The 23,708-nt window shown below is 73.7% G+C and carries 20 protein-coding genes and 1 other RNA gene; 11 read left to right on the forward strand and 10 right to left on the reverse strand.

What is annotated here, in order from left to right; translation table 11 throughout:
• Positions 1 to 16: 16 nt before the first annotated feature.
• The 4 genes from rnpB to ABZ321_RS15745 all read left to right on the forward strand — a co-directional run bounded on the left by rnpB (position 17) and on the right by ABZ321_RS15745 (position 2,222).
• Positions 17 to 387: RNase P RNA component class A (gene rnpB / locus ABZ321_RS15730), an RNA gene on the forward strand.
• A gap of 489 nt (positions 388 to 876) precedes the next feature.
• A complete protein-coding gene (locus ABZ321_RS15735) occupies positions 877 to 1,260 on the forward strand; it encodes a sigma-70 family RNA polymerase sigma factor (RefSeq protein ID WP_354891404.1) in 384 nt (127 codons plus the stop codon).
• On the forward strand, positions 1,253 to 1,735 hold the full coding sequence (locus ABZ321_RS15740) for a hypothetical protein (protein WP_354891407.1): 483 nt from the start codon (positions 1,253 to 1,255) through the stop codon (positions 1,733 to 1,735). The genes ABZ321_RS15735 and ABZ321_RS15740 overlap by 8 nt, the downstream gene beginning before the upstream one ends.
• Before the next feature lie 43 nt (positions 1,736 to 1,778).
• On the forward strand, positions 1,779 to 2,222 hold the full coding sequence (locus ABZ321_RS15745; protein ID WP_354891410.1) for a pyridoxamine 5'-phosphate oxidase family protein: 444 nt from the start codon (positions 1,779 to 1,781) through the stop codon (positions 2,220 to 2,222).
• Here the strand turns inward: ABZ321_RS15745 and ABZ321_RS15750 are convergent.
• The 5 genes from ABZ321_RS15750 to ABZ321_RS15770 all read right to left on the reverse strand — a co-directional run bounded on the left by ABZ321_RS15750 (position 2,206) and on the right by ABZ321_RS15770 (position 9,019).
• Positions 2,206 to 2,862, reverse strand: a complete 657-nt coding sequence (locus tag ABZ321_RS15750) for a hypothetical protein (protein WP_354891413.1) — start codon at positions 2,860 to 2,862, stop codon at positions 2,206 to 2,208. The genes ABZ321_RS15745 and ABZ321_RS15750 overlap by 17 nt on opposite strands.
• 64 nt (positions 2,863 to 2,926) lie before the next feature.
• The gene (locus tag ABZ321_RS15755) at positions 2,927 to 3,706 is read right to left on the reverse strand and encodes an inositol monophosphatase family protein (protein ID WP_354891416.1); all 780 of its coding nucleotides are present in this window, start codon (positions 3,704 to 3,706) and stop codon (positions 2,927 to 2,929) included.
• The gene (gene aroA, locus ABZ321_RS15760) at positions 3,703 to 4,983 is read right to left on the reverse strand and encodes a 3-phosphoshikimate 1-carboxyvinyltransferase (protein WP_354891419.1); all 1,281 of its coding nucleotides are present in this window, start codon (positions 4,981 to 4,983) and stop codon (positions 3,703 to 3,705) included. Before aroA ends, ABZ321_RS15755 begins: the two co-directional genes overlap by 4 nt.
• A gap of 51 nt (positions 4,984 to 5,034) precedes the next feature.
• Positions 5,035 to 5,418, reverse strand: a complete 384-nt coding sequence (locus ABZ321_RS15765; RefSeq protein WP_344506213.1) for a hypothetical protein — start codon at positions 5,416 to 5,418, stop codon at positions 5,035 to 5,037.
• A gap of 559 nt (positions 5,419 to 5,977) precedes the next feature.
• Positions 5,978 to 9,019 carry a hypothetical protein gene (locus ABZ321_RS15770; protein ID WP_354891422.1) on the reverse strand — a complete coding sequence of 1,014 codons (3,042 nt, stop codon included), beginning with the start codon at positions 9,017 to 9,019 and terminating at the stop codon, positions 5,978 to 5,980.
• Between the two features lie 58 nt (positions 9,020 to 9,077).
• Between ABZ321_RS15770 and ABZ321_RS15775 the strand changes: the two genes are divergently transcribed.
• The 4 genes from ABZ321_RS15775 to ABZ321_RS15790 all read left to right on the forward strand — a co-directional run bounded on the left by ABZ321_RS15775 (position 9,078) and on the right by ABZ321_RS15790 (position 12,631).
• Positions 9,078 to 9,248: a hypothetical protein gene (locus ABZ321_RS15775; protein ID WP_344506216.1), complete on the forward strand. Its 171-nt coding sequence runs from the start codon at positions 9,078 to 9,080 to the stop codon at positions 9,246 to 9,248.
• 94 nt (positions 9,249 to 9,342) lie between these two features.
• Entirely contained in the window at positions 9,343 to 10,755 is a 1,413-nt protein-coding gene (locus ABZ321_RS15780; RefSeq protein ID WP_344506217.1) for an RNB domain-containing ribonuclease, read from the forward strand.
• Entirely contained in the window at positions 10,752 to 11,444 is a 693-nt protein-coding gene (gene npdG, locus ABZ321_RS15785; RefSeq protein ID WP_354891426.1) for an NADPH-dependent F420 reductase, read from the forward strand. Before ABZ321_RS15780 ends, npdG begins: the two co-directional genes overlap by 4 nt.
• On the forward strand, positions 11,441 to 12,631 hold the full coding sequence (locus ABZ321_RS15790; RefSeq protein ID WP_354891428.1) for a cytochrome P450: 1,191 nt from the start codon (positions 11,441 to 11,443) through the stop codon (positions 12,629 to 12,631). The genes npdG and ABZ321_RS15790 overlap by 4 nt, the downstream gene beginning before the upstream one ends.
• A 116-nt stretch (positions 12,632 to 12,747) precedes the next feature.
• Here the strand turns inward: ABZ321_RS15790 and panB are convergent, their stop codons facing one another.
• Together panB and ABZ321_RS15800 are read right to left on the reverse strand one after the other, a co-directional pair.
• Positions 12,748 to 13,578 (reverse strand): 3-methyl-2-oxobutanoate hydroxymethyltransferase, encoded by an 831-nt coding sequence (gene panB / locus ABZ321_RS15795; RefSeq protein ID WP_344506220.1) that lies wholly within the window; start codon positions 13,576 to 13,578, stop codon positions 12,748 to 12,750.
• A 611-nt stretch (positions 13,579 to 14,189) separates the two neighbouring features.
• Positions 14,190 to 15,914 carry an NAD+ synthase gene (locus tag ABZ321_RS15800; protein ID WP_354891431.1) on the reverse strand — a complete coding sequence of 575 codons (1,725 nt, stop codon included), beginning with the start codon at positions 15,912 to 15,914 and terminating at the stop codon, positions 14,190 to 14,192.
• A gap of 151 nt (positions 15,915 to 16,065) precedes the next feature.
• Between ABZ321_RS15800 and glnA the strand changes: the two genes are divergently transcribed.
• Complete coding sequence (gene glnA / locus ABZ321_RS15805; RefSeq protein ID WP_344506222.1) at positions 16,066 to 17,418, forward strand: type I glutamate--ammonia ligase; 1,353 nt, start codon at positions 16,066 to 16,068, stop codon at positions 17,416 to 17,418.
• Between the two features lie 120 nt (positions 17,419 to 17,538).
• Here glnA and ABZ321_RS15810 read toward each other — a convergent pair whose 3' ends face one another.
• The 3 genes from ABZ321_RS15810 to ABZ321_RS15820 all read right to left on the reverse strand — a co-directional run bounded on the left by ABZ321_RS15810 (position 17,539) and on the right by ABZ321_RS15820 (position 19,890).
• Positions 17,539 to 18,276: a ferredoxin reductase gene (locus tag ABZ321_RS15810; RefSeq protein ID WP_354891453.1), complete on the reverse strand. Its 738-nt coding sequence runs from the start codon at positions 18,274 to 18,276 to the stop codon at positions 17,539 to 17,541.
• A gap of 80 nt (positions 18,277 to 18,356) precedes the next feature.
• A complete protein-coding gene (locus tag ABZ321_RS15815; protein WP_344506223.1) occupies positions 18,357 to 18,956 on the reverse strand; it encodes a sulfite oxidase-like oxidoreductase in 600 nt (199 codons plus the stop codon).
• Between the two features lie 34 nt (positions 18,957 to 18,990).
• Positions 18,991 to 19,890 (reverse strand): LD-carboxypeptidase, encoded by a 900-nt coding sequence (locus ABZ321_RS15820; RefSeq protein WP_354891433.1) that lies wholly within the window; start codon positions 19,888 to 19,890, stop codon positions 18,991 to 18,993.
• Between the two features lie 17 nt (positions 19,891 to 19,907).
• On the opposite strand from ABZ321_RS15820, the gene ABZ321_RS15825 reads away from it, so the two are divergent.
• Together ABZ321_RS15825 and ABZ321_RS15830 are read left to right on the forward strand one after the other, a co-directional pair.
• Entirely contained in the window at positions 19,908 to 20,720 is an 813-nt protein-coding gene (locus ABZ321_RS15825; protein ID WP_344506225.1) for a type 1 glutamine amidotransferase, read from the forward strand.
• On the forward strand, positions 20,720 to 23,638 hold the full coding sequence (locus ABZ321_RS15830) for a bifunctional [glutamine synthetase] adenylyltransferase/[glutamine synthetase]-adenylyl-L-tyrosine phosphorylase (protein ID WP_354891436.1): 2,919 nt from the start codon (positions 20,720 to 20,722) through the stop codon (positions 23,636 to 23,638). Before ABZ321_RS15825 ends, ABZ321_RS15830 begins: the two co-directional genes overlap by 1 nt.
• Positions 23,639 to 23,708 lie beyond the last annotated feature (70 nt).

The raw sequence follows: 23,708 nt of genomic DNA on the forward strand, positions 1-23,708 counted from the left end.
TAGTCATCACGACGGACGAGTCGACCGGGCGGCCGCGTCGGCACCTTCACCGGTGCCGCCGAGGAACGTCCGGGCTCCACAGGGCAGGGTGGTTGTTAACGGCAACCCGGGGCGACCCGCGGGACAGTGCCACAGAGAACAGACCGCCCGGCCCCTCGGGGCCGGGTAAGGGTGAAACGGTGGGGTAAGAGCCCACCAGCGCCCCGGGCGACCGGGGCGGCTAGGTAAACCCCACCCGGAGCAAGGTCAGACGCAGGCGTTCGAGGGCGGCCCGCCCGAGCCTGCGGGTAGACCGCTGGAGCCTGCCGGCAACGGCAGGCCGAGATGGATGGCCGCCCCCGCCCCTCCGGGCGAGGACAGAACCCGGCGTACAGGTCGACTCGTCCGTCGCTGCGCTGCAATAACCCCCACCGCTCCGCGGCGGGGCCCCGGCGGGGGTTCCCACCCGCACCCCCATGCGCCGCCGCGGCGGCGCACTGCCGGAGCGCTGAGCGCGCGGCAGGACCTGCGCGTCCCGCGCGCCATCGCCGCCGGCCCGTCCGGTCGCGTTCGTTGCTCCACTCCGCGTCCGGTCTCATCGTCGGCGTGGCCGCCGCCGCGGCGGTCGTGCCGGAGGATCACGTCGGACCTTCAGCTGACGGCTCGGATGGCGGCCACAGCGATGAGGACGACGCCGACCACGACCTCCACGCCCAGGCCGGGGTTCGAAGAATTGTCGGTCGGGGGTGGAACCGGGGCGGGGGTTCGGGGGTGACAGGAGTATGGGCAGGTCCACCGGTCGCGATGCGGTGTCTGATTTGTACGCGGCCAGCTACTCGAGGCTCGTCGGTGTGGTGGCGCTGGTCGCCGGGGGGGAGGGCGGAGGCCGAGGAGTGCGTGCAGGAGGCGTTCGTGCGGCTGCTCGGGCGGTGGGAGCGCGTGTCCCGGCTCGAGTCGCCGGAGGTGTGGGTGCGGACGGTGGCGATCAGGCTGGTGGCGAACCGGCGGCGGAACGCGCGGAGTGCCCTGCGGGCGCTGCTGCGGCACGGGCCGCCGGTGGACGCGTCGCCGCCGGGTGGGGACCGGGTGGATCTCACGGCGGCGCTGCGGCGGTTGCCGGTCGGGCAGCGGCAGGTGGTCGTCATGCATCACCTGCTCGGGTACGGCGTGGAGCAGACCGCCGAGCTGCTGGACGTCGCGCCCGGGACGGTGAAGTCGCGGTTGAGCCGGGCCCGGAGCGCGCTCGCGGGGCTGCTGAGAGAGGAGTCGTCGAATGTCTGAGCTCGGGGATCTGCTGGCGGCCGAGGCGAAGCTGCACGAGCCGGGGCAGGCGCCGGCGTTCGACGAGGTGGTGCGGAAGCGGCGGAACCGGGACCGGCGGTACCTCGCCGTCGTGGGGGCGGTCGTGGCGGTGGCGCTGGGAGCGACCGCCGGGCCCACGCTGTGGGGGCAGAAGCAGCAGCCGGCCGGCGCGGCCCGAGCGGTCGTCACCGGGACGCTCCTGATGGTCGGCGGGCCGATGCCAGGGTATTCGCGCGGCACCGCCGGGACGGTGTGGTTCGACGCGGCCGACGGCACGACCACGAGCACCACCTCGGCGGCCGACGGACGGTTCAGCATCAGGTTGACGCCGGGGCGGTACGTCGCGACCGGAGAGCCCCTGAACAGCGGCGCTCCATGGTGTCGCCCCGACGAGCCCGTGGTCGTCCCGCCGGAAGGGCTGCATGACGTGCGGGTGCTGTGTCAGATGCGCTGAGGCGCCCCGGATACTGAGGGGACCGGGACCAGGGGGAGTGGCGATGACAGCACAGGCGGCACGGAGCACCGAGCAGCGCGTGGCGGACACGGTACGGCGGCTGGAGGAGGACGTCGACGCGTGGGTGGCGACGGCGTCGGCGGACGGGGAGCCGTGCATGGTGCCGCTGTCGTTCCTGTGGGACGGGGCGACCCTGCTGTTCTCGACGGCCGTCAACAACCCGACGGCGCGCAACCTGGCGGCCAACGGCCGGGCCCGCGTCGGTGTGGGGCCGACGCGGGACGTGGTCCTCATCGAGTGTGCCGTGCAGACCGTGCCGGCCGGCGACCTGACGGACGGCACGAAGGACGCGTTCGCCGAGAAGACGGGGTTCCGGCCGGGGAAGGGCTACGTGTACTTCCGGATGACGCCGCTGTGGATCCAGGCATGGCGGGAGGCCAACGAGCTGGCCGGCCGGGACCTGCCGGAGCTCACGCCACTGAGGTGAACGCCAGCATCTCCCACGGGCCCGCGCTCGCGCCGTTGGCGCGCAACATGTTGGCGGAGCTGCCGGTCATGTCGACGCGGACGCTGACCCAGCCCTTCGTGGACTGGTTGCGCAGGTAGTAGACGCCGGCGTCGGACCAGACCTCGAAGACCTCCCAGACGCCCGGCCACTCGCCCCGCCCGCGCATCATGCCGCGGAGGTTGCCGCTGTACCCGTATTCGGCGGTCACGAGGTAGCCGGAGCTGGCCTGGATGTAGATGGTGTCGGTCCGGCCGTTGTAGGCGCAGAGGCGGAAGTGCTCCCACGTGCCCAGCGCGCCGGCCGTGGAGCGGGCCCGCAGCATGTTGTGGCTGCTGCCGGTGTACCCCTGCTCCTCCGAGACGTAGCGCGCCGCGCGGTAGCTGTAGATGTAGAACCGCTGGCAGATCGAGGCGCCCGGGATGCCGACCGGCCCGAGGGCGTTCGCCTGCGCCTCACCGCCGCCGAGGTCCAGCGACGTGCGCGTCAACCCCTTCGTGGCGGGATCGTCCTCGGCGGCCGCGGGCGAGGCGCCGGGGCTGGGCGCGGCGTGCGCGGACGCCGGGACCAGCAACGCGAGCAGGACAACGACAGCGGACAGCAACCCCCGGGCACGGCGCACAGCGACTCCAAGCGTGATGTAGTACGACCCCGCCGGACATGCTGGACGAATGCATCGATGAGTGTCAAGGCCCGTCGAAAAGCTTCAGGGTTGCGGCGTGCAAAGTGGCGCTCCGTGCGAAAACCGACGGGCCGGGACCGGGTTCCGGCCGGCCGTCGAGGCCGCTGTACTGCCCACCGGCCTCCCGCACGATCAGCGACGTCGCCGCGAAGTCCCAGATCTGCCCCCGGGTCTGCACGCACAGGTCGAGCCGTCCGTCGGCGACGAGCAGCGCCGCGTGCACCGGCCACGGCTCCTTGCGCGCCACGGCGGTCAGCGGCTCCAGCATCGCCCGCTCGGGCCGGAAGACGTAGTCGTCGGGGATGACGCCGAGCGTCGCGCCCTCGGGCGTCTCGGCGCCGTCGGCGGCCACCCGCAGCCGCCGCGCGTCGTCGCCGCCGATGCCGCCCTGGAACGAGCCGCCGCCTCGCGAGGCCCACCAGATGGTGCCCTGCGCCGGTACAGCGGCGACACCCGCGACGATCTCGCCGTCCTCCTCCAGAGCGACGAGCACGAGCCAGCGGTCGTCGCCGGCGACGAACATCGCGGTGCCGTCGATCGGGTCGATGATCCAGCGGCGGCCGCCGGTGCCGGTGAGCCCGCCCTCCTCGCCGAGGATCGCGTCGCCGGGGCGCTCCTCGGCCAGCACGGCCCGGATCGCGGCCTCGACGGCGCGGTCGGCCTCGGTGACGACGCTGCCGTCAGCCTTGATCTCCTTCGGCAGCCCGGCGAGGGCGGCGAAGTAGCGCATGCCGACCTCGGCCCCGGCGAGCGCGGCCCGCCGGGCGAGGAGGAGGTCGCTCACAGGCGCGCCAGGTCGATGAAGTACGTCGGGTACGTCTTCGACACGCAGCGCGGGTCGCGGATCTCGATGCCGGGCACGCGCAGGCCGAGCAGCGCCAGGCTCATCGCCATCCGGTGGTCGTCGTACGTGTGGAAGGCCGTCGGCGCGGGCGTCCCCGGGTTGACCGTGAAGCCGTCTTCGTCCTCGACCGCGTCGATGCCGGCGCGGCGCAGCTCGGTGACGATCGCGGCGATCCGGTCGGTCTCCTTCTTGCGGATGAAGCCGATGCCGCGCACGCGCGTGGGGGAGTCGGCGAACACCGCGACCGCCGCCAGGGTCTGCGCGGTGTCGGAGATGTCGGCCATGTCGACGTCGATGCCGTGCAGCGTGCCGGTGCCCGTGACGGTGACCCGGTCGGCGGTCCGCTCGACCCGCGCGCCCATCTGCTCCAGCAGGTCCGCGAAGCGCACGTCGCCCTGCAGGCTGCTGGTGCCGAGCCCCTCGACGGTGACCCGGCCGCCGGTGATCGCGGCGGCGGCGAGCACGTACGACGCGGCGCTCGCGTCGGGCTCGATCGCGTAGTCCGTCGCCCGGTACGCGCCCGGGCGCACGCGCAGGCCGTCGACGGTGACCCCGAACGCGGCCATGACGGCGGTGGTCGCCTCGACGTAGGGCACGGAGACCAGCGGCGAGGTGAGCTCCACCGACAGGCCGTCGGACATCAGCGGCCCGGCCATCAGCAGCCCGGACAGGAACTGGCTCGACAGGTGGCCCGGCACCGCGACCTTCCCGCCGGCGACCGGCCCGGTCACCGCGATCGGCAGGAGCCCGGGCCCGGCCTCGGACAGGTCCTCCACCGTCGCGCCGAGCTCGCGCAGCGCGTCGGTCAGCGGCCCGAACGGCCGTGCCCGCAGCTGCGGCGCGCCGTCCACGACGCTGCGCGCCGGGCGCAGCGCCGCCGCCGGCACCACGAACCTGCCGGTGGTGCCCGACTGGCGGGCGTCGATGCTCGCCGGCGTGGTCTGCGTGCGCGGGTCGACGCCGTCGACGACGACGGTGTGCGCGGCCTCGTCGACGGTCAGCGTCGCGCCGAGCGCCCGCACGGCGCCGAGCATCGCGTGGGTGTCGTCGGCGAACAGCACCCCCGTCAGCGTGCTGCGCCCCGGCGCGAGCGCCGCGCAGATCAGCGCCCGGTTGGTGATGCTCTTGGAGCCCGGCGGCCGCAGCGACACGTCGGGCGGCGCGGTCAGCGGCGTGATGGCAAGGACGTCCGGCAGGTCATCGGCATGGAGGCTCACCCCTCAATTGTCCCGCAGCCCGCCGCCGCCCCGCGGGGCAACCCCACCCCGCTAGCGTTTGCGCATCTCGTACGAGCCGTCGCCGGCCGGGTCCAGCGGCACCGTGTCGCCGAGCGTTCCGGCGGCGTCGGCGGAGACGCGCAGCCGCCCGGGCCCGGCGAGGTCGGCGAGGCGGGTCGCGGCGGCCACCACGGGCCCGGTCAGTCGCTCTTCGCCCTGCGGTGTTCCGCCGACGTGCAGGCCGAACCGGACCATCGTCATGCCGCGCGGCCGCAGGTAGCCGGCGACGTCCCGTACAGCTGCCGCGGCGTCGTCGTAGAGCACGAGGGCGTGCCCGTCGGCGGCGAGTGCGGGACGCCCGCCCGTCAGGGACTTCACGACGTCGCCCGGGGCGGCCGAGCCGCCGATCGCGAGGACCGCTGCGTTCAGGTTCACGGCACCGAGTATCGGGGCCCCGCAGCCCCGCGTCCACCGTGGACTGTTCGCCTCCTAACGATGGTGGGAGGATCGCCCGTCCGACTCGAATCTCGCTCCACCGAACGGCTCACCCTCGGGTGATCGTGGCCACAGGCATCCGTGCTCATCGGTGCCTGCCGCGAGCCGTCCGCCGCCGCCGGCCCATTCACGGAATCGTTGACGCACAAGGATTTCCGGCAACCCGATGGGTGGTTCGCGACGACTTCCGGACCTTCTGCGGGCGTCCGCTCCCGGAGTCGGGCGGTTGCGTCTACTGTGGAATCCCAACCAGCTATTTGCCGGTTTCGGTGGCGCGTGTTTCATTTGCGGTGCACAGTGATGTCATGAGCAGCAGCGGTGCTGAGCGGTACTACTGGTGCCTTTCCCACCATCGGGTCGAGTCCGAGGCAGACATGTGCGCCGGAAGGGATCGACTCGGCCCCTATGATTCGGCGTCAGAAGCGCAGCGGGCGTTGGAAACAGTCCAGCAACGCAACGAGGCGTGGGATGCCGAAGACGAACGGTGGGAAGGCAAGCGCTAGCAACACGTCGGAGCCGAAGGCGACCGCGAACCGCCCCGGCATACGACTCCGGTCCGACCCGTCTCCATCCGCACAACCCAACCGCGAACATCCCGCAGGATGCGGGAGAACTCCTCCAGGAGGACCACGATGGCCGCAGCTAAGAAGGCCACCACGAGATCGGCCGCAACGAGCGCGGCCACGACAACTCCCGCAGCGGACGCTGCACTGACCGCGACCCCCGCCAAGGCCGCGAAGACCGTCGCCGCCGCCGCTCCCCGCCGGCGCGCGACCAGCTCGACGGTGGCCCAGCCCACCGCCACCACCCCGGCAGCCACGTCCGAGGCTTCCACGACGGCGGCTCCCGCCGCCGCGTCCCCGTCTTCGTCGTCGCCGAGGTCCACGAGGGCGGCGCGCCCCGCCGCCAAGCGGGCCACCGCGACGAAGACGACCCCGGCCGCTTCCAAGGCTACCGCCACCGGCACCGCCACCACGGCCACTGCCGCGAAGTCCCCGTCCACCAAGTCGGCGACGGCGGCCACCCCGGCGGCGAAGTCGACGGGCGCCTCCGCGGCGAAGACCCCGGCAGCGAGGTCGGCGGCGGCGAAGTCGGCCACCCCGGCGGCCAAGGCAACGGGCGCCACCGCGGCGAAGGCTCCGGCGGCGAAGTCGACGGGCGCCTCCGCGGCGAAGACCCCCGCTGCGAAGGCCGCGGGCACCACGACCGCGAAGACCCCGGCGGCCAAGACGACGGGCGCCTCCGCGGCGAAGGCTCCGGCGGCGAAGTCCACGACCGGCCGGGCCACGACGAGGTCGGCGACCCCGGCCGCGAAGGCAGCCGCGGCCAAGTCCGCGACCCCCGCCGCGAAGTCCACGGCCGCCAAGGCCACGACGGCGAAGGCCACCCCCGCCGCGAAGTCGACGGCGGCCAAGGCCACCACCGCGAAGGCCACCCCCGCCGCCAAGTCCACGGCAGCTAAGGCGACCACGGCGAAGGCGACCCCGGCAGCGAAGTCGACGGCCGCCAAGGCCACCACAGCCAAGGCGACTCCGGCAGCGAAGTCGACGGCGGCGAAGGCGGCCACGGCGAAGGCCACCCCTGCCGCGAAGTCGACGGCAGCCAAGGCCACCACCGCGAAGGCGACTCCGGCAGCGAAGTCGACGGCGGCGAAGGCGACGACGGCCAAGGCGACTCCGGCGGCGAAGGCCACCACTGCCAAGACGGCAGCGGCGAAGGCGACGACGGCGAAGGCGACCCCGGCGAAGTCGGCGGCGGCGAAGTCCGCGGCGGCGAAGGCGGCTCCGGCGAAGACCGCCGCTGCGGCCAAGTCGGCCCCCGCCCCCGCCAAGGCAGCCGTGAAGTCCGCGGCGGCGAAGGCGGCCCCCGCGAAGACCGCGAAGGCGACGACCGCGAAGGCGGCTCCGGCGAAGGCTCCGGCCAAGTCGGCTGCCAAGGCGACCGCTGCCAAGTCCACGGCGGCGAAGAGCACGGCGAAGGCGGCTCCGGCGAAGGCGGGTGCGGCCAAGGCGACGCCGGCGGCCACGAAGGCCACGGCGAGCAAGGCCACCACCGCGAAGGCGACCGCTGCCAAGACGACCGCCGCGAAGGCGACGGCCGCCAAGGCCACGGCGAAGGCGGCCCCCGCGAAGGCCGCGAAGGCCACGACCGCCAAGGCGACGACCGCGAAGGCGGCTCCGGCCAAGGCGGCGGCCAAGGCGACCGCTGCGAAGACCACGGCGGCGAAGGCGGCCCCCGCGAAGACCGCGAAGGCCACCACCGCCAAGGCCACCGCTGCGAAGGCGACGACCGCCAAGGCGGCTCCGGCGAAGGCTCCGGCCAAGTCGGCTGCCAAGGCGACCGCAGCCAAGTCCACGGCGGCCAAGGCCACGGCGGCGAAGGCCACGGCGAAGGCGGCTCCGGCTAAGGCGGGTGCGGCCAAGGCGACGCCCGCGGCCACGAAGGCCACCACCGCCAAGGCCACCGCCGCGAAGGCGACCGCTGCCAAGACGACCGCCGCGAAGTCGACGGCGGCCAAGGCGGCGCCGAGCAAGGCCACGGCCAAGGCGGCCCCGGCCAAGACGGCAAAGGCCACGGCGGCGAAGGCAGCCCCGGCCAAGACGGCGAAGGCGACGACGGCGAAGGCGGCCCCGGCGAAGGCCGCCACGGCCAAGGCGGCGCCCGCGGCAGCCACGAAGGCGACCGCGAGCAAGGCCACCGCCGCGAAGACGACCGCTGCCAAGGCCACCGCCGCCAAGTCGACGGCTGCGAAGGCGACCGCTGCCAAGGCGGCGCCGAGCAAGGCCACGGCGAAGGCGGCTCCGGCCAAGACGGCGGCGGCGGCCCCGGCGAAGGCTGCTGCCAAGGCGACCACCGCCAAGTCGACGGCTGCCAAGGCGACCACCGCCAAGGCGACCCCGGCCACGAAGACCGCCCCGGCAAAGGCCGCCAAGTCGACCGCCGCAAAGTCGACGGCTGCGAAGTCGACGGCCGCCAAGGCGACCGGCACCAAGGCGACCCCGGCGAAGGCGGCCGCGGCCACGGGCACGGCGGCCGCCGCGGAGACGGCGACGCCCGCCACCGCCACGGCCCCCGCGGCCAAGGCCACCGCGAAGGCGACCGCTGCCAAGGCGGCGCCGAGCAAGGCCACGGCGAAGGCGGCCCCGGCCAAGGCGGCGAAGGCGGCCAAGGCAGCCCCGGCGAAGACCGCCAAGGCCGCCCCGGCCAGGGCGGCGAAGTCGGCCGCGGCCAAGGCCACCCCGGCCCCGGCCGAGACCGCGCCGGCGGCGACCGAGACCGCGTCGGCAGCGACCGAGGCGACCCCGGCGGCCACCGAGACGCCGGCCCCGGCCGCGACGGAGGCGACGGCGACCGAGGCGACCCCGGCGGCGACCGAGTCGGCGGCGGCGCCGGCCGCGGCCAAGGCGGCCCCCGCGAAGGCGGCCAGGGCCACCAGGGCCACCAAGGCCACGCCGAGCAAGGCCACGGCCGCCAAGGCCGCGCCGAGCAAGGCGGCCAGGTCCACGGCGGCGAAGAAGGCGGCCCCGGAGGCTTCCGACACGCCGGCTCCGGCCGCCAGCGCGCCGGCCCCCGCGGAGGCGGCGACCCCGCCGGCCGTCGTGTCCGAGGGTGGGCTCGACGCGGGCAGCATCGGTGACGTCGAGGGTGCCCCGGTGGCGCCCGCCGGTGGTGCCGCCACCGAGGCGATCCCCGGCCGCGAGAACGGCAACAACGTCGAAGAGGCCGCGAGCATGACGCCCGAGGACTGGGCGAGCCTCGCCCGCCCGTAACGGCGGACAGCGACAACCACACGGCAGCGCCACGGTCCGGAACGAGGGACCGTGGCGCTGCCGTGTGACGGGGTGCCGGTGGTAAGACTGTGCGGTGGCCTTACGACGTATCCGAGCCGCCCGCATCGACTTCTCCGGGCTGCGCCGAGAGCTCGACCTGCCCACCGGCTTCCCCGACGCCGCCGATCGGGAGGCGGAAGCCGCCGCCAAGGACCCGCACGACGACCGCGAGGACCGCACGGCGCTCGAGTTCGTGACGATCGACCCGCCGACGTCCAAGGACCTCGACCAGGCACTGCTCCTGCAGCGGCGCGACGGCGGCTACCGGGTGTATTACGCCATCGCCGACGTCGCCGCGTTCACCGGCAACGCGCCCGCGATCGAGCAGGAGAGCTGGCGGCGGGGGCAGACGGTGTACCTGCCGGACGGCAAGGTCCCGCTGCACCCTGCGGTGCTCAGCGAGGGCGCCGCCAGCCTGCTGCCGGACCAGGACCGGCCCGCCGTGCTGTGGACGATCGACATCGACCAGAGCGGCACCACCACGGCGGTCGACGTGCGCAGGGCGACGGTCCGCAGCCGGGCGAAGCTCAGCTACGAGCAGGTCCAGCGCGACGTCGACGCCGGCCGGGCCCACGCGTCGATCAGTCTCCTGCCGGAGATCGGCCGGCTCCTCACCGGCAAGGGGCTGGAGCGCGGCGCGATCAACCTGCCGATGCCCGAGCAGGAGATCGAGCCCGACGGCGACGGCTGGCGGCTCGCCATCCGCGGGCCGGTGCCGGTCGAGGAGTACAACGCGCAGATCTCACTGCTGACGGGCATGGCCGCCGCGCAGATCATGCTCGAGCACGGCATCGGACTGCTGCGCACGATGCCGCCGCCGGAGGAGGAGGCGGTGCGCAGGCTGCGGCTGGCGGCGAAGGCGCTGCGGCTCGACTGGCCCGAGGGGCAGGGCCCGGGCGAGGTCATCGCGGCGCTCGACCCGATGGACCCGCGGGCGGCGGCGCTCATCGACCAGGCCGCCGAGATGATGCGCGGCGCCGGCTACACCCCGTTCGACGGCGCGCGGCCGGAGCAGCCGCTGCACGGTGCCGTCGCCGCCCCGTACGCCCACGTCACCGCGCCGCTGCGGCGCCTCGCCGACCGGTACGTCACCGAGGTCTGCCTGGCCCTGCACAACGGCGCCGAGGTGCCGGGGTGGGCGCGCGAGGCGCTGCCGCGGCTGCCGGAGGTCATGAGCCGCACCGACCGGGTCGCCAACGCCGCCGAGCGGGGCGCGATCGACCTGGTCGAGGCCGTCCTGCTGGAGCACCGCATCGGTGAGGAGTTCGACGCGGCGGTGCTGGACGTCGAGAAGCACCGGGCGGACATCGCCCTCGACGAGCCGGCGGTCCGGGCCCGCTGCGAGGGCGACGGGCTGCCGCTGGGGGAGCGGATCCGGGTAATCCTCACAGCTGCGGACCCCGCCAGCCGCAAGGTGCTCTTCAGCACGGTAAGACTTGAGTCATGACCTACGACCAGATCGAACTGCCCGACGTCTCGGCGTTGCGGGTCGGCATCATCGGTGGCACCGGCCCGCAGGGGCGCGGGCTCGCGTACCGGTTCGCCAGGGCGGGCCTGCGGGTCGTCCTCGGGTCGCGTTCCACGGAGCGCGGGGCGCAGGCCGCCGAGGACCTCAACGCGCTGCCGGGCGTCCAGCAGCCGGCGGAGGGCGGCGACAACGCCTTCGCCTGCCAGGCCGACGTCGTGGTCATCGCGGTGCCGTGGGAGGGCCACGCGGCGACGGTCGCGGAGCTGGCGCCGCACCTGACCGGCGGCAAGATCGTGGTCGACTGCGTCAACCCGCTCGGGTTCGACAAGCAGGGGCCGTTCTCGCTGCCGGTGGCCGAGGGCAGCGCCGCCGAGCAGGCCGCGACGCTGCTGCCGGAGGCGCGGGTGTGCGCCGCGTTCCACCACGTCAGCGCCGCGCTGCTGACCGACCCGGAGATCGAGAAGATCGACCTGGACGTGCTCGTCCTCGGCGACGACCGCGACGCGGCGCTGCAGGTGCAGGCCATCGCCGGGAAGGTCGACGGCATGCGGGGCGTGTTCGCGGGCCGGCTGCGCAACGCGGGGCAGGTCGAGGCGCTCACGGCCAACCTGATCGCGATCAACAAGCGGTACAAGGTCCACGCCGGCGTACGGGTGACGGACCTGTGAGCGCCTTCGACCCGTGGTCGCCGGCGTTCGTCGCACACCCCTACGACGGGTACCGGCGGCTGCGGGAACAGGACCCGGTCAGCTGGTTCGAGCCGAGCGGCCAGTTCCTGGTGTCGCGGCACGAGGACGTCAACGCGCTGCTGCGGGACCGGCGGCTCGGCCGCACCTACCTGCACGTGGCCACGCACGAGGAGATGGGGCGCACGCCCCCGCCGCCGCAGGACGAGCCGTTCTGGACGCTCAACAACAACGGCATGCTCGACCGCGAGCCGCCCGACCACACCCGGCTGCGGCGGCTCGTGTCGCAGGCGTTCACGCCGCGGCGGGTCGAGGCGCTGCGCCCCGTGGTGCAGCGGCTCGCCGACGGCCTCGTCGACGCGTTCGTCGCCAATGGCGGCGGCGACCTGATCGCGGAGGTCGCCGAGCCGCTCCCGGTGACCGTCATCGCCGAGCTGCTCGGCATCCCCGAGCCGGACCGGCACCTGCTGCGCCCCTGGTCGGCGGCGATCTGCGGGATGTACGAGCTGAATCCGCCACGGGAGACGGCGGCCGCGGCGGTCCGCGCCGCGGAGGAGTTCTCCGACTACCTGCGCGGCCTGGCCCGGCACCGCGCCGGCGACCCGCAGGACGACCTGATCAGCGCCCTCACCGCGGTCGAAGGCCTCAGCGAGGACGAGCTCATCGGCACCTGCGTGCTGCTGCTCAACGCCGGGCACGAGGCGACCGTCAACGTGACGGGCAACGGCTGGTGGGCCCTGTTCCGCAACCCGGATCAGCTGCGGAAACTCCGGGCGGATCCGGCGCTGCTACCGACGGCGATCGAAGAGCTGATGCGCTACGACACGCCGCTGCAGATGTTCGAGCGGTGGGTGCTCGAGGACATCGAGGTGCGCGGGCACACCATCCGCAAGGGCCAGGAGGTGGCGCTGCTGTTCGGCTCGGCGAACCACGACCCCGCCGTGTTCACCGACCCGGAGCGCCTGGACATCGAGCGCCGCGACAACCCGCACATCTCCTTCGGCGCCGGCATCCACTACTGCCTCGGCGCGCCGCTCGCGCGGATCGAGCTGGCCGCGTCGTTCGGCGCGCTGCTGGCGAAGGCCCCCGGCCTGCGGCTGGACCGGGAGCCGCAGTGGAAGCCCGGATTCGTGATCAGAGGCCTGGAGAAGCTCGAGGTCTCCCTGTAGGGCAGCCCGACCAGCCGGCGCAGATGTCACAGGGTCTGCGCCGGCCGGGCTCGCGTCCCGAGCGCTGAGCGGTTCGCCGTTTCCGCCGGTGTACGACCGGCGCCCCCGACGGCCAGCTAGAAGGTGTGCTCCTGGGCCGGGAACACCCCGGAGCGCACCTCGTCGGCGAACGCCCGGGTCGCGTCGCCGAGCACGCCGGCCAGGTCCGCGTACTGTTTGACGAACCGCGGCATCCGCCCGGTCCGCATCCCGGCCATGTCCTGCCAGACGAGGACCTGCGCGTCGGTGTCGCCGCCGGCGCCGATCCCGACCGTGGGGATCCGCAGCTCGTGGGTGATCCGCTTGGCGACCTCGCCCGGCACCATCTCCAGGACCACCGCGAACGCGCCGGCCTCCGCGACCGCGTGGGCGTCCGCGACCACCTCGTCGGCGGCGTCCCCGCGGCCCTGCACCCGGTAGCCGCCGATGGTGTGCTCGCTCTGCGGCGTGAACCCGATGTGCGCCATCACCGGGATCCCGGCCCCGGTCAGCGCGGCGATCTGCGGCGCGACCCGCACGCCGCCCTCCAGCTTGACGGCGTGACAGCCGCCTTCCTTCATGAACCGCACCGCGGTCCGCAGCGCCTGCGCCGGCCCTTCCTCGTACGAGCCGAACGGCAGGTCCCCGACGACCAGCGCCCGCCGCGTGGACCGGACCACGGCCCTGACCAGGGGCAGCAGCTCGTCCTCGGTGACCGACACCGTCGAGGCGTAGCCGTACACGTTGTTCGCGGCCGAGTCACCGACCAGCAGGACCGGGATGCCGGCCTCGTCGAAGATGCCCGCCGTGTACTGGTCGTACGACGTCAGCATCGGCCACCGCTCCCCGCGCTCCTTGGCGGCGAGCAGGTCCCTGGTGCGCACCCGGCGGTTGACGGCACCGCCGTACAGCGACTGAACCTCGGACATCACTGTCCTCCTTCGGGTTCCTCGAGGCCCCGTCGTGGGGTCCCCGGGCCTTACACCCCCGATGGTCGCACCGCACCCCACCTTCCGGCAGTACGGATGCTGAATCTCACTGTGCTGTGCTGCCGCCCCACCGCTGGCGCGGCGGGTCCCGGCGGGGATTCTCACCCGCACCCCAATGCACCGCTGCGCGGCGCACTGCCGGCGCTGACGCGCGGCAGCCTCACCCGCGTGCGCGCCGCATCCCGAGGGCGGGCCGCCGCGGTGGATTGGGGTGGGGTCTCCCACGATTCCGGATGCTCGGGTGGCGGGAACCTACTGCGAACTGCTCGCCGGAGCGCGGTGAAGGCGTCCGGCACACCCTGCGCCCGCCAGTCGGCTTCCGGCGCCCGCGACGCCCCGGCGCCCGCGACGCCCCGACGGCCCGCGAACACCTGCGACAGGCGTTGATCAATGCCCTCGAATGCGGCTTTTGCGCCATTGGCATTGCGCGATCCGCCCTCAAGATGATCTCTGAATCGGGGGTAGATCGCGCAATGTCTATCCGAGCCGGTGCTGGGCCGTCCACGTGGGTCGGGCCGGCCGGGCCCGCCGGGCCGGGCAGGCCGGGCGGGTCAGGAGGGGGTCTCGCGGAAGCGGTTGGTGATGGGGAGGCGGCGGTCGCGGCCGAAGGCCTTGATGGAGATCTTCGTGCCGGGGGCGCTCTGGCGTCGCTTGTACTCGGCGAGGTCGACCATGCGCAGGGTGCGGTCGACCACGGCGGGGTCGTGGCCGGCGGCGATCAGGTCGTCGCGGCCGAGGTCGCCGTCGACGTACCCGGCGAGGATGGCGTCGAGGACCTCGTAGTGGGGGAGCGAGTCGCTGTCGAGCTGGCCGGGGCGCAGCTCGGCGCTCGGCGGCTTCGAGATGGAGCGCTCGGGGATCGGCGGCACGTCGCCGCGCCGCTCGGCCTCCTCGTTGCGCCAGCGGGCGAGCTTCCACACCAGCGTCTTCGGCACGTCCTTCAGCGGGTTGAACGCGCCGACGGAGTCGCCGTACAAGGTGGAATAGCCGACCGCGAGCTCGCTCTTGTTGCCGGTGGTGAGGACGAGTGGGCCCTCCTGGTTGGAGATGGCCATCATGATGACGCCGCGGACGCGGGCCTGCAGGTTCTCCACAGCGAGGCCGGACAGCGCCATGTTGGCCAGGAAGCCGTCGACCATCGGCTGGATCGGCTCGACGCGGTAGTCCAGGCCGGTGCGGCGGGCCATGTCCTCGGCGTCGTCCTTGGAGTGCTGCGAGGAGTGGCCGCTCGGCAGCGACACCGCGGTGACGTTGGCCGGGCCGAGGGCGTCGCAGGCGATGGCGGTGACGACGGCGGAGTCGATGCCGCCGGAGAGGGCGACCGCGACCCCGCGGAAGCCGTTCTTGCGCACGTAGTCCCGCAGGCCGACGACGAGCGCCTGCCAGACCTCGGCCTCGTCGGTGACGCGGGCGGCGATCTCCGGGGCGGGCGCCGGCTGGTCGGCGGCCACCACGCTGTCGGAGATGAGGACGTTGACGACCCGCATCTCGGCGTCCTCGACGACGGGCGGGACCGGCTCCGCGGCCGGCAGGTCCAGGTCGAGCACCATGAGCTGCTCGGCGAACTGCTGCGCCCGGGCGATCAGCGACCCGTCGGGGCGCACGACCATCGAGTCGCCGTCGAAGACCAGCTCGTCCTGCGCGCCGACGGTGTTGACGTAGGCGATGGTCGCCCGCGCCTCCGCGGCCCGGCGGGCGACGAGCGCCAGGCGGGTGTCGTCCTTGTTCAGCTCGTACGGCGAGCCGTTGATGTTGACGACCAGGCCGACCTTCGCGGCCGCGGCGACCGCGAACGGGCCGCCCTCCTGCCACAGGTCCTCACAGATGGTGAGGGCGATGTCGACGCCGCCGACCCGGATGACGGTGAGGGTGTCGCCGGGCTCGAAGTAGCGGTCCTCGTCGAAGACGCCGTAGTTGGGCAGGTGGTGCTTGAAGTACGTGGCGACCTGCGTGCCGCGGTGCAGCACCGCGAGCGCGTTGCGCGGGCCGGCCTCGTCGGCGTCGAGGTAGCCGACGATGACGACGGTCTCGCCGAGGCCGTCGCCGGCGAGCTGGGCGGCGAGGTCGTCGACAGCCCGCTTGGAGGCGGCGACGAAGGACCGGCGGAACACGAGGTCCTCGACCGGATACCCGGTCAGCATCATCTCCGGGAACGCGACGACGTGCGCGCCCGCACCGGCCGCCTTGCTGGTCCAGCCGTGCACCAGGGACGAGTTGCCGGGCAGGTCCCCGACGGTCGGGTCGATCTGGGCGAGTGCGAGGCGCAACCGTGGCATGCCTCAAGTGTGGACCAACGCCGCACGGGGTGCTCCTGTGACGTTCACTCCAGTGCGGGGTGGGATGGGTAGGTCCGGTAACTTGGGCGTAACACGTCCGGGCGAGACTTGCCCGAATCAGCCGAATACCGCAGCTCGTGGGGGAACCACCGTGGACCGTCAGCAGGAGTTCGTGCTCCGGACGCTCGAAGAGCGCGACATCCGCTTCGTGCGCCTATGGTTCACCGACGTGCTCGGCACGCTGAAGAGCGTGTCGGTCGCGCCGGCCGAGCTGGAGTCGGCGTTCGAGGAGGGCATCGGCTTCGACGGCTCGGCGATCGAGGGCTTCGCCCGCGTGTACGAGTCGGACATGGTCGCGAAGCCGGACCCGACGACGTTCCAGGTGTTCCCGTTCGAGGGTGGCATGTCGGGGGAGAGCGCCCGCATGTTCTGCGACATCACCCTGCCCGACGGCTCGCCGTCGTGGGCCGACCCGCGCCACGTGCTGCGCCGGGCCCTGTCGCGGGCGGCGGAGAAGGGCTTCACCTTCTACACCCACCCCGAGATCGAGTTCTTCCTGCTGGAGTCGCTGGGTGAGCGCGGCTCGGTGCCGACCCCGGTCGACACCGGCGGCTACTTCGACCACACCACCCACGCCGTCGCCCGCGACTTCCGCCGCCAGGCGGTCCTCGCACTGGAGCGGATCGGCATCTCGGTCGAGTTCAGCCACCACGAGGTCGCGCCCGGCCAGCAGGAGATCGACCTGCGGTATGCGGACGCGCTGACCACCGCCGACAACATCATGACCTTCCGGCACGTCATCAAGGAGGTCGCGCTCTCCCACGGGGTGCACGCCACCTTCATGCCGAAGCCGTTCACCGACCAGCCCGGCAGCGGCATGCACACGCACCTGTCCCTGTTCGAGGGCGAGCGCAACGCGTTCCACGACGCGAGCGACCCGATGAAGCTGTCGAAGGTCGGCCAGGCGTTCATCGCCGGCCTGCTGGTGCACGCGCGGGAGTACACCGCGATCACCAACCAGTGGGTCAACTCCTACAAGCGGCTCTTCCCGCAGTCGGTGCCGAACCGGATCACCGAGTCGCCCGCCTACGTCTGCTGGGGCCACACGAACCGGTCCGCCCTGGTCCGCGTCCCCGCCTACGGCAAGCCCAACTCGGCCCGCGTCGAGGTCCGCTCGCTGGACTCCGCCACGAACCCCTACCTCGCCTACGCCGTCATGCTCGGCGCCGGCATGCGCGGCATCGAGCAGGGCTACGAGCTGCCCCCGGGCGCCGAGGACGACGTGTGGGCCCTCACCGACGGCGAGCGCCGCGCCGCCGGCTACGAGTCGCTGCCGGAGAACCTGTCCCAGGCCGTCGACGCCATGGCCGGCTCGGAGCTGGTCGCCGAGGTCCTCGGCGAGCACGTCTTCGACTTCTTCCTGAAGAACAAGCGCACCGAGTGGGAAGAGTACCGCCGCGTCGTCACCCCGTTCGAGCGCGAGCGCTACCTCGGCATCATGTAGCTCCGCTGCCGATGCGGGCCGGATCCTTCGTGAGCGGCCCGCATCGCCCGGACAGGCCGAGCCGCCGCCGGACGCCCCGGCGGTGGTCGGCCGGGGCCGGTGGGTGCTGCCCGGGTGGCGTCAGCCGTAGCGTTCGGTCCGGATGCTCCTGGCGTCGTGGCCGAGGGCGACCATGACGTCGGCGGCGGTCTCCACGAAGCCGGTCGGGCCGCAGACGAAGACCGCGGGCGCGAAGTCGGCCGGCCAGGCGTGGGTGTTGACGTCGGCGACCCCGATCCGGGAGCCGCGCACCCTCGTATAGATGAACTGCACGTCGAGACCGCGGTCGTCGCGGGCCCGCTCGCGCAGCTCGTCGGCGTAGATGACGTCCTGCGGGGTCCGCACCGAGTAGAGCAGCCGGAACGGGGTCCGCACGCCGTGCGCCGCGCGGGACCGGATCATCGCCATCAGCGGGACGATGCCGGACCCGCCCGCGACCAGCTGGACCGGGGCGGGGTCGGTGTGCCGCCACACGAACCAGCCGCCGATCGGCCCGCGCAGCTCGATGGGCTGGCCGACGTCGTAGACGTCAGCGAGGAACGGGCTGACCTCACCGTCGTCGAGCCGCTGGACGGTGATCTCCACGACACCCGCCCCCAGCCCGTCGCCACCCGGCGCAGCGAGACCCGACGCGGCAGCACCCGTCGCCGACGCGATCGAGTAGCTGCGCTGCGCCGTGTAACCGTCCTCGGCCGTCAACCGCAGGTCGACATGCTGCCCTGGCAGGTGCCCTGGCCAGTCAGGGACGTCGAAGACCAGGGTCCGCGCCGAAGACGTCTCCCACCGCGCCTCCAGAAGCGTCGCCTTACGCCAGGTCAGTCGCCCTCCGCTGCGCTCCGGCCGCCTGACCTCCGGACTGTGCCCATGCTGCACGGCTCCTCCGCTCCGCTCCGGACCGTTCAGTCTCCCTGGTACCGCTGCTCGCGCCATGGGTCTCCGTAGTCGTGGTAGCCGGCCGCCTCCCAGAAGCCCGGCTCGTCCTCCAGCATCAGCCGCAGGCCGTGCACCCACTTCGCGGACTTCCAGAAGTACAGGTGTGGGACCAGCAGCCGCGCGGGGCCGCCGTGCTCGGGGGTGAGCGGCTCGTCGTCGTAGCGGTAGGCCACCCACGCCTGGCCGTCGAGGAGGTCCTCCAGGGGGAGGTTGGTGGTGTAGCCGTCGTAGGAGTGTGCCATCACGAAGTCGGCGGCCGACTCGACGTCCTGCATGAGCGTGTCGATCGCGACACCCCGCCAGCCGGTCTGCAGCTTCGACCACTTCGTGACGCAGTGGATGTCGACGGTGACGTCCTCGTGCGGCAGCGCCGTGAACTCCGCCCACGTCCAGGTCGTCCGCGCCCCGGTCTCGGTGGTGATGACGAACTCCCACCGGTCCGTGCTCAGCTTCGGCGTCGGCCCGGCGGACAGCACGGGGAAGTCGTGGGCGAGATACTGCCCCGGCGGCAGGTCAGGCTCCTGCGGACGCCGCCGCCCCCCGAACCCTGTGGTCACGAAACTCATGCCGCAATCCTGCCCCAGCACCAACCCCACGCCATCAGTCAAAAGACTGGTCGGCGCGTGACGTGAGACAGCCCACGGTCGTATCCAGTTCGGCCCGGGCGCCCAGGACCACCGTCTCCTGACCGACCCCGTGCCCGATCCGCAGCCCGCCCAGCACGGGGACCCCCAGACCGCCGAGGCACGAGCGCAGCACGTCCACGACCGTCGGCCCCGCGCCCACGCAGTCCGTGAACTGCCCCACAGCCACCCCCGCGACGCCCTCGAACGCGCCCGCCCGCCGCAGGTGCGTGAGCATCCGGTCCACCCGGTACGGCGCCTCGCCCACGTCCTCCAGCACCATGATCGCCCCGGCGAACGACGGCATGTCGACGGTGCCGGCCGTGCTGGCCAGCATCGAGAGGTTCCCGCCCAGCAGCACCCCGCTGACCGTCGGCCCGGGCACCGTCACCGCACTCGTCTCCTCGTCGTCGCTCAGGTACGACCGCAGCGGCCCCGACGTGAACAGCGCGGCCCGCAACGACTCCGCCGAGGAGGCCGGCAGACGGTCGTCGAACCACGCGCCGCCCGGCCCGTGCACGCTCGCCCAGCCGGTCCGCCGCCACACCGCGAGCTGCAACGCGGTGATGTCGGAGAACCCGACCAGATGCTTCGGCGACGCCAGCCGCAGCCCGTCGACGATGCGTTGTGCGCCGTAGCCGCCTCTCGTACACACGACGGCGCGGATCTCGGGATCCTCGAACGCCTCGTTGAGGTCGCTGAGCCGGTCGCCGTCGTGCCCGGCCAGGTAGCCGCTGCGGTCGAACACGTGCCGGCCCGCACGGACCTCGAGCCCCCAGCCCGACAGCAGCTCGATGCCGCGGGCCACCCGGTCCGGCCTGGTCGGGCCCGACGGTGACACCAGTCCGACCACGTCTCCGCGTCGCAGCGTTCGCACGCCGTTATTGTCGGGTCGTGACGATCGAAGGGTCCCCACGGGGACGGGTGGCGCTCGTGGTGGAGAACGACCCCAGCGACGGCCTGGCGCGCCTCGGCGGCTGGCTGACCGGCGGCGGCCTGGAGCTGACCGTCGTCCGCCCGCACGCCGGTGAGGAGCTGCCCGCCGACCTGGAGGGGTATGCCGCGCTGGTCGTGCTCGGCGGCGAGCAGGACGCGTTCCCCGGGCCGGACGGGGAGCGGGGCGCGCCGTGGTTCGCCCAGCTGGAAGGCCTGCTACGCAAGGCGGTCCGGCACAAGGTGCCGACCCTCGCCATCTGCCTCGGCGCGCAACTGCTCGCGCAGGCGCACGGCGGGACCGTCGAGCGCAGCGCCGCCGGGCCCGAGATCGGGGTGCGCCTGGTGGCCCGCCGGGACGTCGCCGACAACGACCCGGTGTTCGCCGCGGTGCCGTTCGCCCCGGACGTGCTGCACTGGCACCACGACGAGATCGTCGAGCTGCCCGTCACCGCGACGCTGCTCGCCGCGTCCACCCACTACCCGGTGCAGGCGTTCCGGATCGGCCCGTCCGCGTGGGGGCTGCAGTTCCACATCGAGTGTGACCTGGAGATGTTCGCCGCGTGGGCGATGGACGGCGTCGGCACGCTGGGCGAGCTCGGCATCGACCCGATCGAGCTGCTCGAGAGCGTCGAGGAGGCGCTGCCGGACGTCGCCGAGGTGTGGCAGCCGTTCGCGGAGCGGTTCGCGGCCGTCGCGCTGGGCCGCACCCCCGATGGTTTCCAGGGTGGCGACGGCGGCCCGCGGTCCCTGCCGCTGCTGGGGCCCGCCTGATGCCCCCCGCCGGCCACCTCGCCCGGTTCGGCTTCACCGACGACGCCCGCTCCTCCGCGCTTGCCGGCCCGGAGGGGCTGCGGCTGTGGGACGCCGAGGCGCGCCGGCCCGTCGACGACGACGCCGCGACGCTGCTCGACACGCTGTACTTCGCCGCCGACCCCGACCTGGCGCTGTTCCAGCTGCACCGGCTCATCGAGGCAGCAGGAGCGGCGGCCGGGGACGAGGTCCGCGAGGCCGTCCTCACCGACCGGTCGCTGCGGCAGCGGCTCATCGGGGTGCTCGGCGTGTCCGCGACCCTCGGCGACCTGCTCGTCGCCAACCCCGACGAGTGGAAGGAGCTGCTCGGCGAGCAGAACAAGCGCCCCGCCGGCTTCACGACCCGCGACGTGTCGACCGTGCCGTCGTTGCGCAGCTCGTACCGGCGGGAGCTGCTGCGCATCGTCGCGGCCGACCTGACGGGTGCCGCGGACGTCGACGTCACGATGCGCCGCCTCACGGAGCTCGCCGACGCCACGCTGGCGGCCGCCCTGGCGATCGTCCAGGTCGAGCACCCTTCCTTCGCCGACGTCTGCACGGTGTCGGTCGTCGCGATGGGCAAGTGCGGCGGGCGGGAGCTCAACTACGTCAGCGACGTCGACGTCGTGTTCGTCTGCGAGCCGGTCGGCGGCGCCGACGTCGAGGTCGCGATGCGGGCCGGCAGCACCCTCGCGTCGGGGATGATGGAGATCTGCGGCTTCGTCGCCTGGCCCGTCGACGCGGCCCTGCGCCCGGAGGGCAGCCGCGGGGCGCTGGTGCGGACCGTCGCCTCGCATCTCGCGTACTACCGCAAGTGGGCGAAGACGTGGGAGTTCCAGGCGCTGCTGAAGGCCCGGCCCGCCGCCGGCGACCTCGAGCTCGGCGCCCGCTGGCTGGCGGAGCTGCAGCCGCTGATCTGGTCCGCCGCCGAGCGCCCCGAGGCCGTCGACGAGGTCCGCGCGATGCGCCGGCGCATCATCGAGCAGATCCCGCGCAGCGAGCTCGACCGCGAGATCAAGCGCGGCCCCGGCGGGCTGCGCGACATCGAGTTCGCGGTGCAGCTGCTGCAGCTCGTCCACGGCCGCGCCGACGAGTCGCTGCGGACCCCGACCACGATCGCCGGGCTGCGGGCCCTCATCGAGGGCGGCTACGTCGGCCTCGCCGACGGTGAGGCGTTGCTGCGCGCGTACCGGTTCCTGCGCACCGTCGAGCACCGCCTCCAGCTGCAGCGCCTCCGGCGTACCCACACGGTGCCCGACGACCCGGCCGCGCTGCGCTGGCTCGCGCACGCCCTCGGCTACCGTCCCAACGCCGCGCGGGACGCCGTCGAGTCCTTCCGGGCCGACTGGGTCCGGCACGCGCAGGAGGTACGGCGGCTGCACGCGAAACTGCTCTACCGCCCGCTCCTGGAGGCGGTCGCCAGGGTCCCCAGCGAGCAGTTGCGGCTCACCGCGACCGCGGCCAAGGCCCGCCTCGAACTGCTCGGCTTCGCCGACCCGGCCGGGGCGCTGCGCCACATCGAGGCCCTCACCGGCGGCGTCTCCCGCACCGCGGCGATCCAGCGGCAGCTCCTGCCGGTCCTGCTCAGCGAGTTCGCCGACGCCCCGGAGCCCGACCGCGGGCTGCTGGCCTACCGGCAGGTGTCCGACAAGCTCGGCAACACCCCGTGGTACCTGCGGCTCCTGCGCGACGAGGGCCCGGTCGCGCTGCGCCTGGCCCGGCTGCTCGCCCTGTCCCGCTACGTCACCGAGCTGCTCGTCCACGATCCGGAGGCGCTGCGGCTGCTCGCCGACGACGCCGAGCTGGTCCCGCGCACCGCCGCGCAGCTCGCGACGCAGTTCGCCGCCGCCGCGGCCCGCCACGACCACCCCGAGACCGCGATCAACGCCGTCCGCGCCTCCCGCCGCCGCGAGCTCTTCCGCATCGCCTGCGCCGACCTGCTCGGCTTCCTCGACGTCTCCGCCGTCGGCGTGGCCCTGTCCGCCGTCATCGACGCCACGCTGCGCGCGACCCTCGGCGTCACGTCGGCGCCCGCCGCCGACCGCGGCCTCGAGTTCGCGATCATCGGCATGGGCCGGCTCGGCGGCGAGGAGACCAGCTACCCGTCCGACGCCGACGTCCTCTTCGTCTACGAACCCCCGCCCGGCATGGCCGACGACGCGGCCAGCGGGCTCGCCCTCACCGTCGCCGAGGACCTGCGCCGCCTCCTCGCCCGCCCCGCCCCCGACCCGCCGCTCGGCGTCGACGCGGACCTGCGCCCCGAAGGCCGCCAGGGCCCGCTGGTGCGCAGCCTGTTCGCGTATCAGCAGTACTACGCCCGCTGGTCGAAGGTCTGGGAGGCGCAGGCCCTGCTCCGCGCCCGCCACGTGGCCGGCTCCGCGGGCGTCGGCGAGCGCTTCCTGGAGCTCGCCGACACGATGCGCTTCCCCGACGGCGGCCTCACCCGCGACCAGATCCACGAGATCCGCCGCCTGAAGGCCCGCGTCGACTCCGAACGCCTGCCCCGCGGCGCCGACCCCACCACCCACACGAAGCTCGGCCGCGGCGGCCTCGCCGACGTGGAGTGGACCGTCCAGCTGCTGCAGCTCCTGCACGGCCGGACCGTCCCCGCCCTGCGCACCACCCGCACCCTGGACGCCCTGGCCGCCGCCACCGACGCCGGTCTCGTCGACCCGGCGGACGCGGCCGCGCTGCGCGCCGCCTGGGAGCAGGCCTCCCACGTCCGCAACCTGCTGACCCTGGTCCGTGGCCGCGCCACCGACCAGCTGCCCCGCCAGGGCCCCGACCTGGCGGCGGTGGCGAGGATCCTGGGCGGCGTGGAGCCCCAGGAGTTCCTGGACGAGTACCTGCGCGTGGCCCGCCGGGGCCGCCAGGCCGTCGAACGCGTCTTCGCCACCTGACCGTGCCGACCCGGGCCGGCCCGGGGCGGCCCGGGCCCGCCCGACACCCGAAACGGCGGCCCCCCCGGGG

This window comes from Dactylosporangium sp. NPDC006015 (assembly GCF_040614215.1).
GTDB classification, from domain to species: Bacteria; Actinomycetota; Actinomycetes; order Mycobacteriales; family Micromonosporaceae; genus Dactylosporangium; species Dactylosporangium maewongense.

What these genes read in the sequence shown, in the direction of transcription:
- ABZ321_RS15815 (WP_344506223.1), bottom strand. Translation starts at nt 18,956, where the DNA reads ATGAGTTTCGTGACCACAGGGTTCGGGGGGCGGCGGCGTCCGCAGGAG.
- npdG (WP_354891426.1), top strand. Translation starts at nt 10,752, where the DNA reads ATGACCTACGACCAGATCGAACTGCCCGACGTCTCGGCGTTGCGGGTC.
- ABZ321_RS15800 (WP_354891431.1), bottom strand. Translation starts at nt 15,914, where the DNA reads ATGCCACGGTTGCGCCTCGCACTCGCCCAGATCGACCCGACCGTCGGG.
- panB (WP_344506220.1), bottom strand. Translation starts at nt 13,578, where the DNA reads ATGTCCGAGGTTCAGTCGCTGTACGGCGGTGCCGTCAACCGCCGGGTG.
- ABZ321_RS15830 (WP_354891436.1), top strand. Translation starts at nt 20,720, where the DNA reads ATGCCCCCCGCCGGCCACCTCGCCCGGTTCGGCTTCACCGACGACGCC.
- ABZ321_RS15745 (WP_354891410.1), top strand. Translation starts at nt 1,779, where the DNA reads ATGACAGCACAGGCGGCACGGAGCACCGAGCAGCGCGTGGCGGACACG.
- ABZ321_RS15740 (WP_354891407.1), top strand. Translation starts at nt 1,253, where the DNA reads ATGTCTGAGCTCGGGGATCTGCTGGCGGCCGAGGCGAAGCTGCACGAG.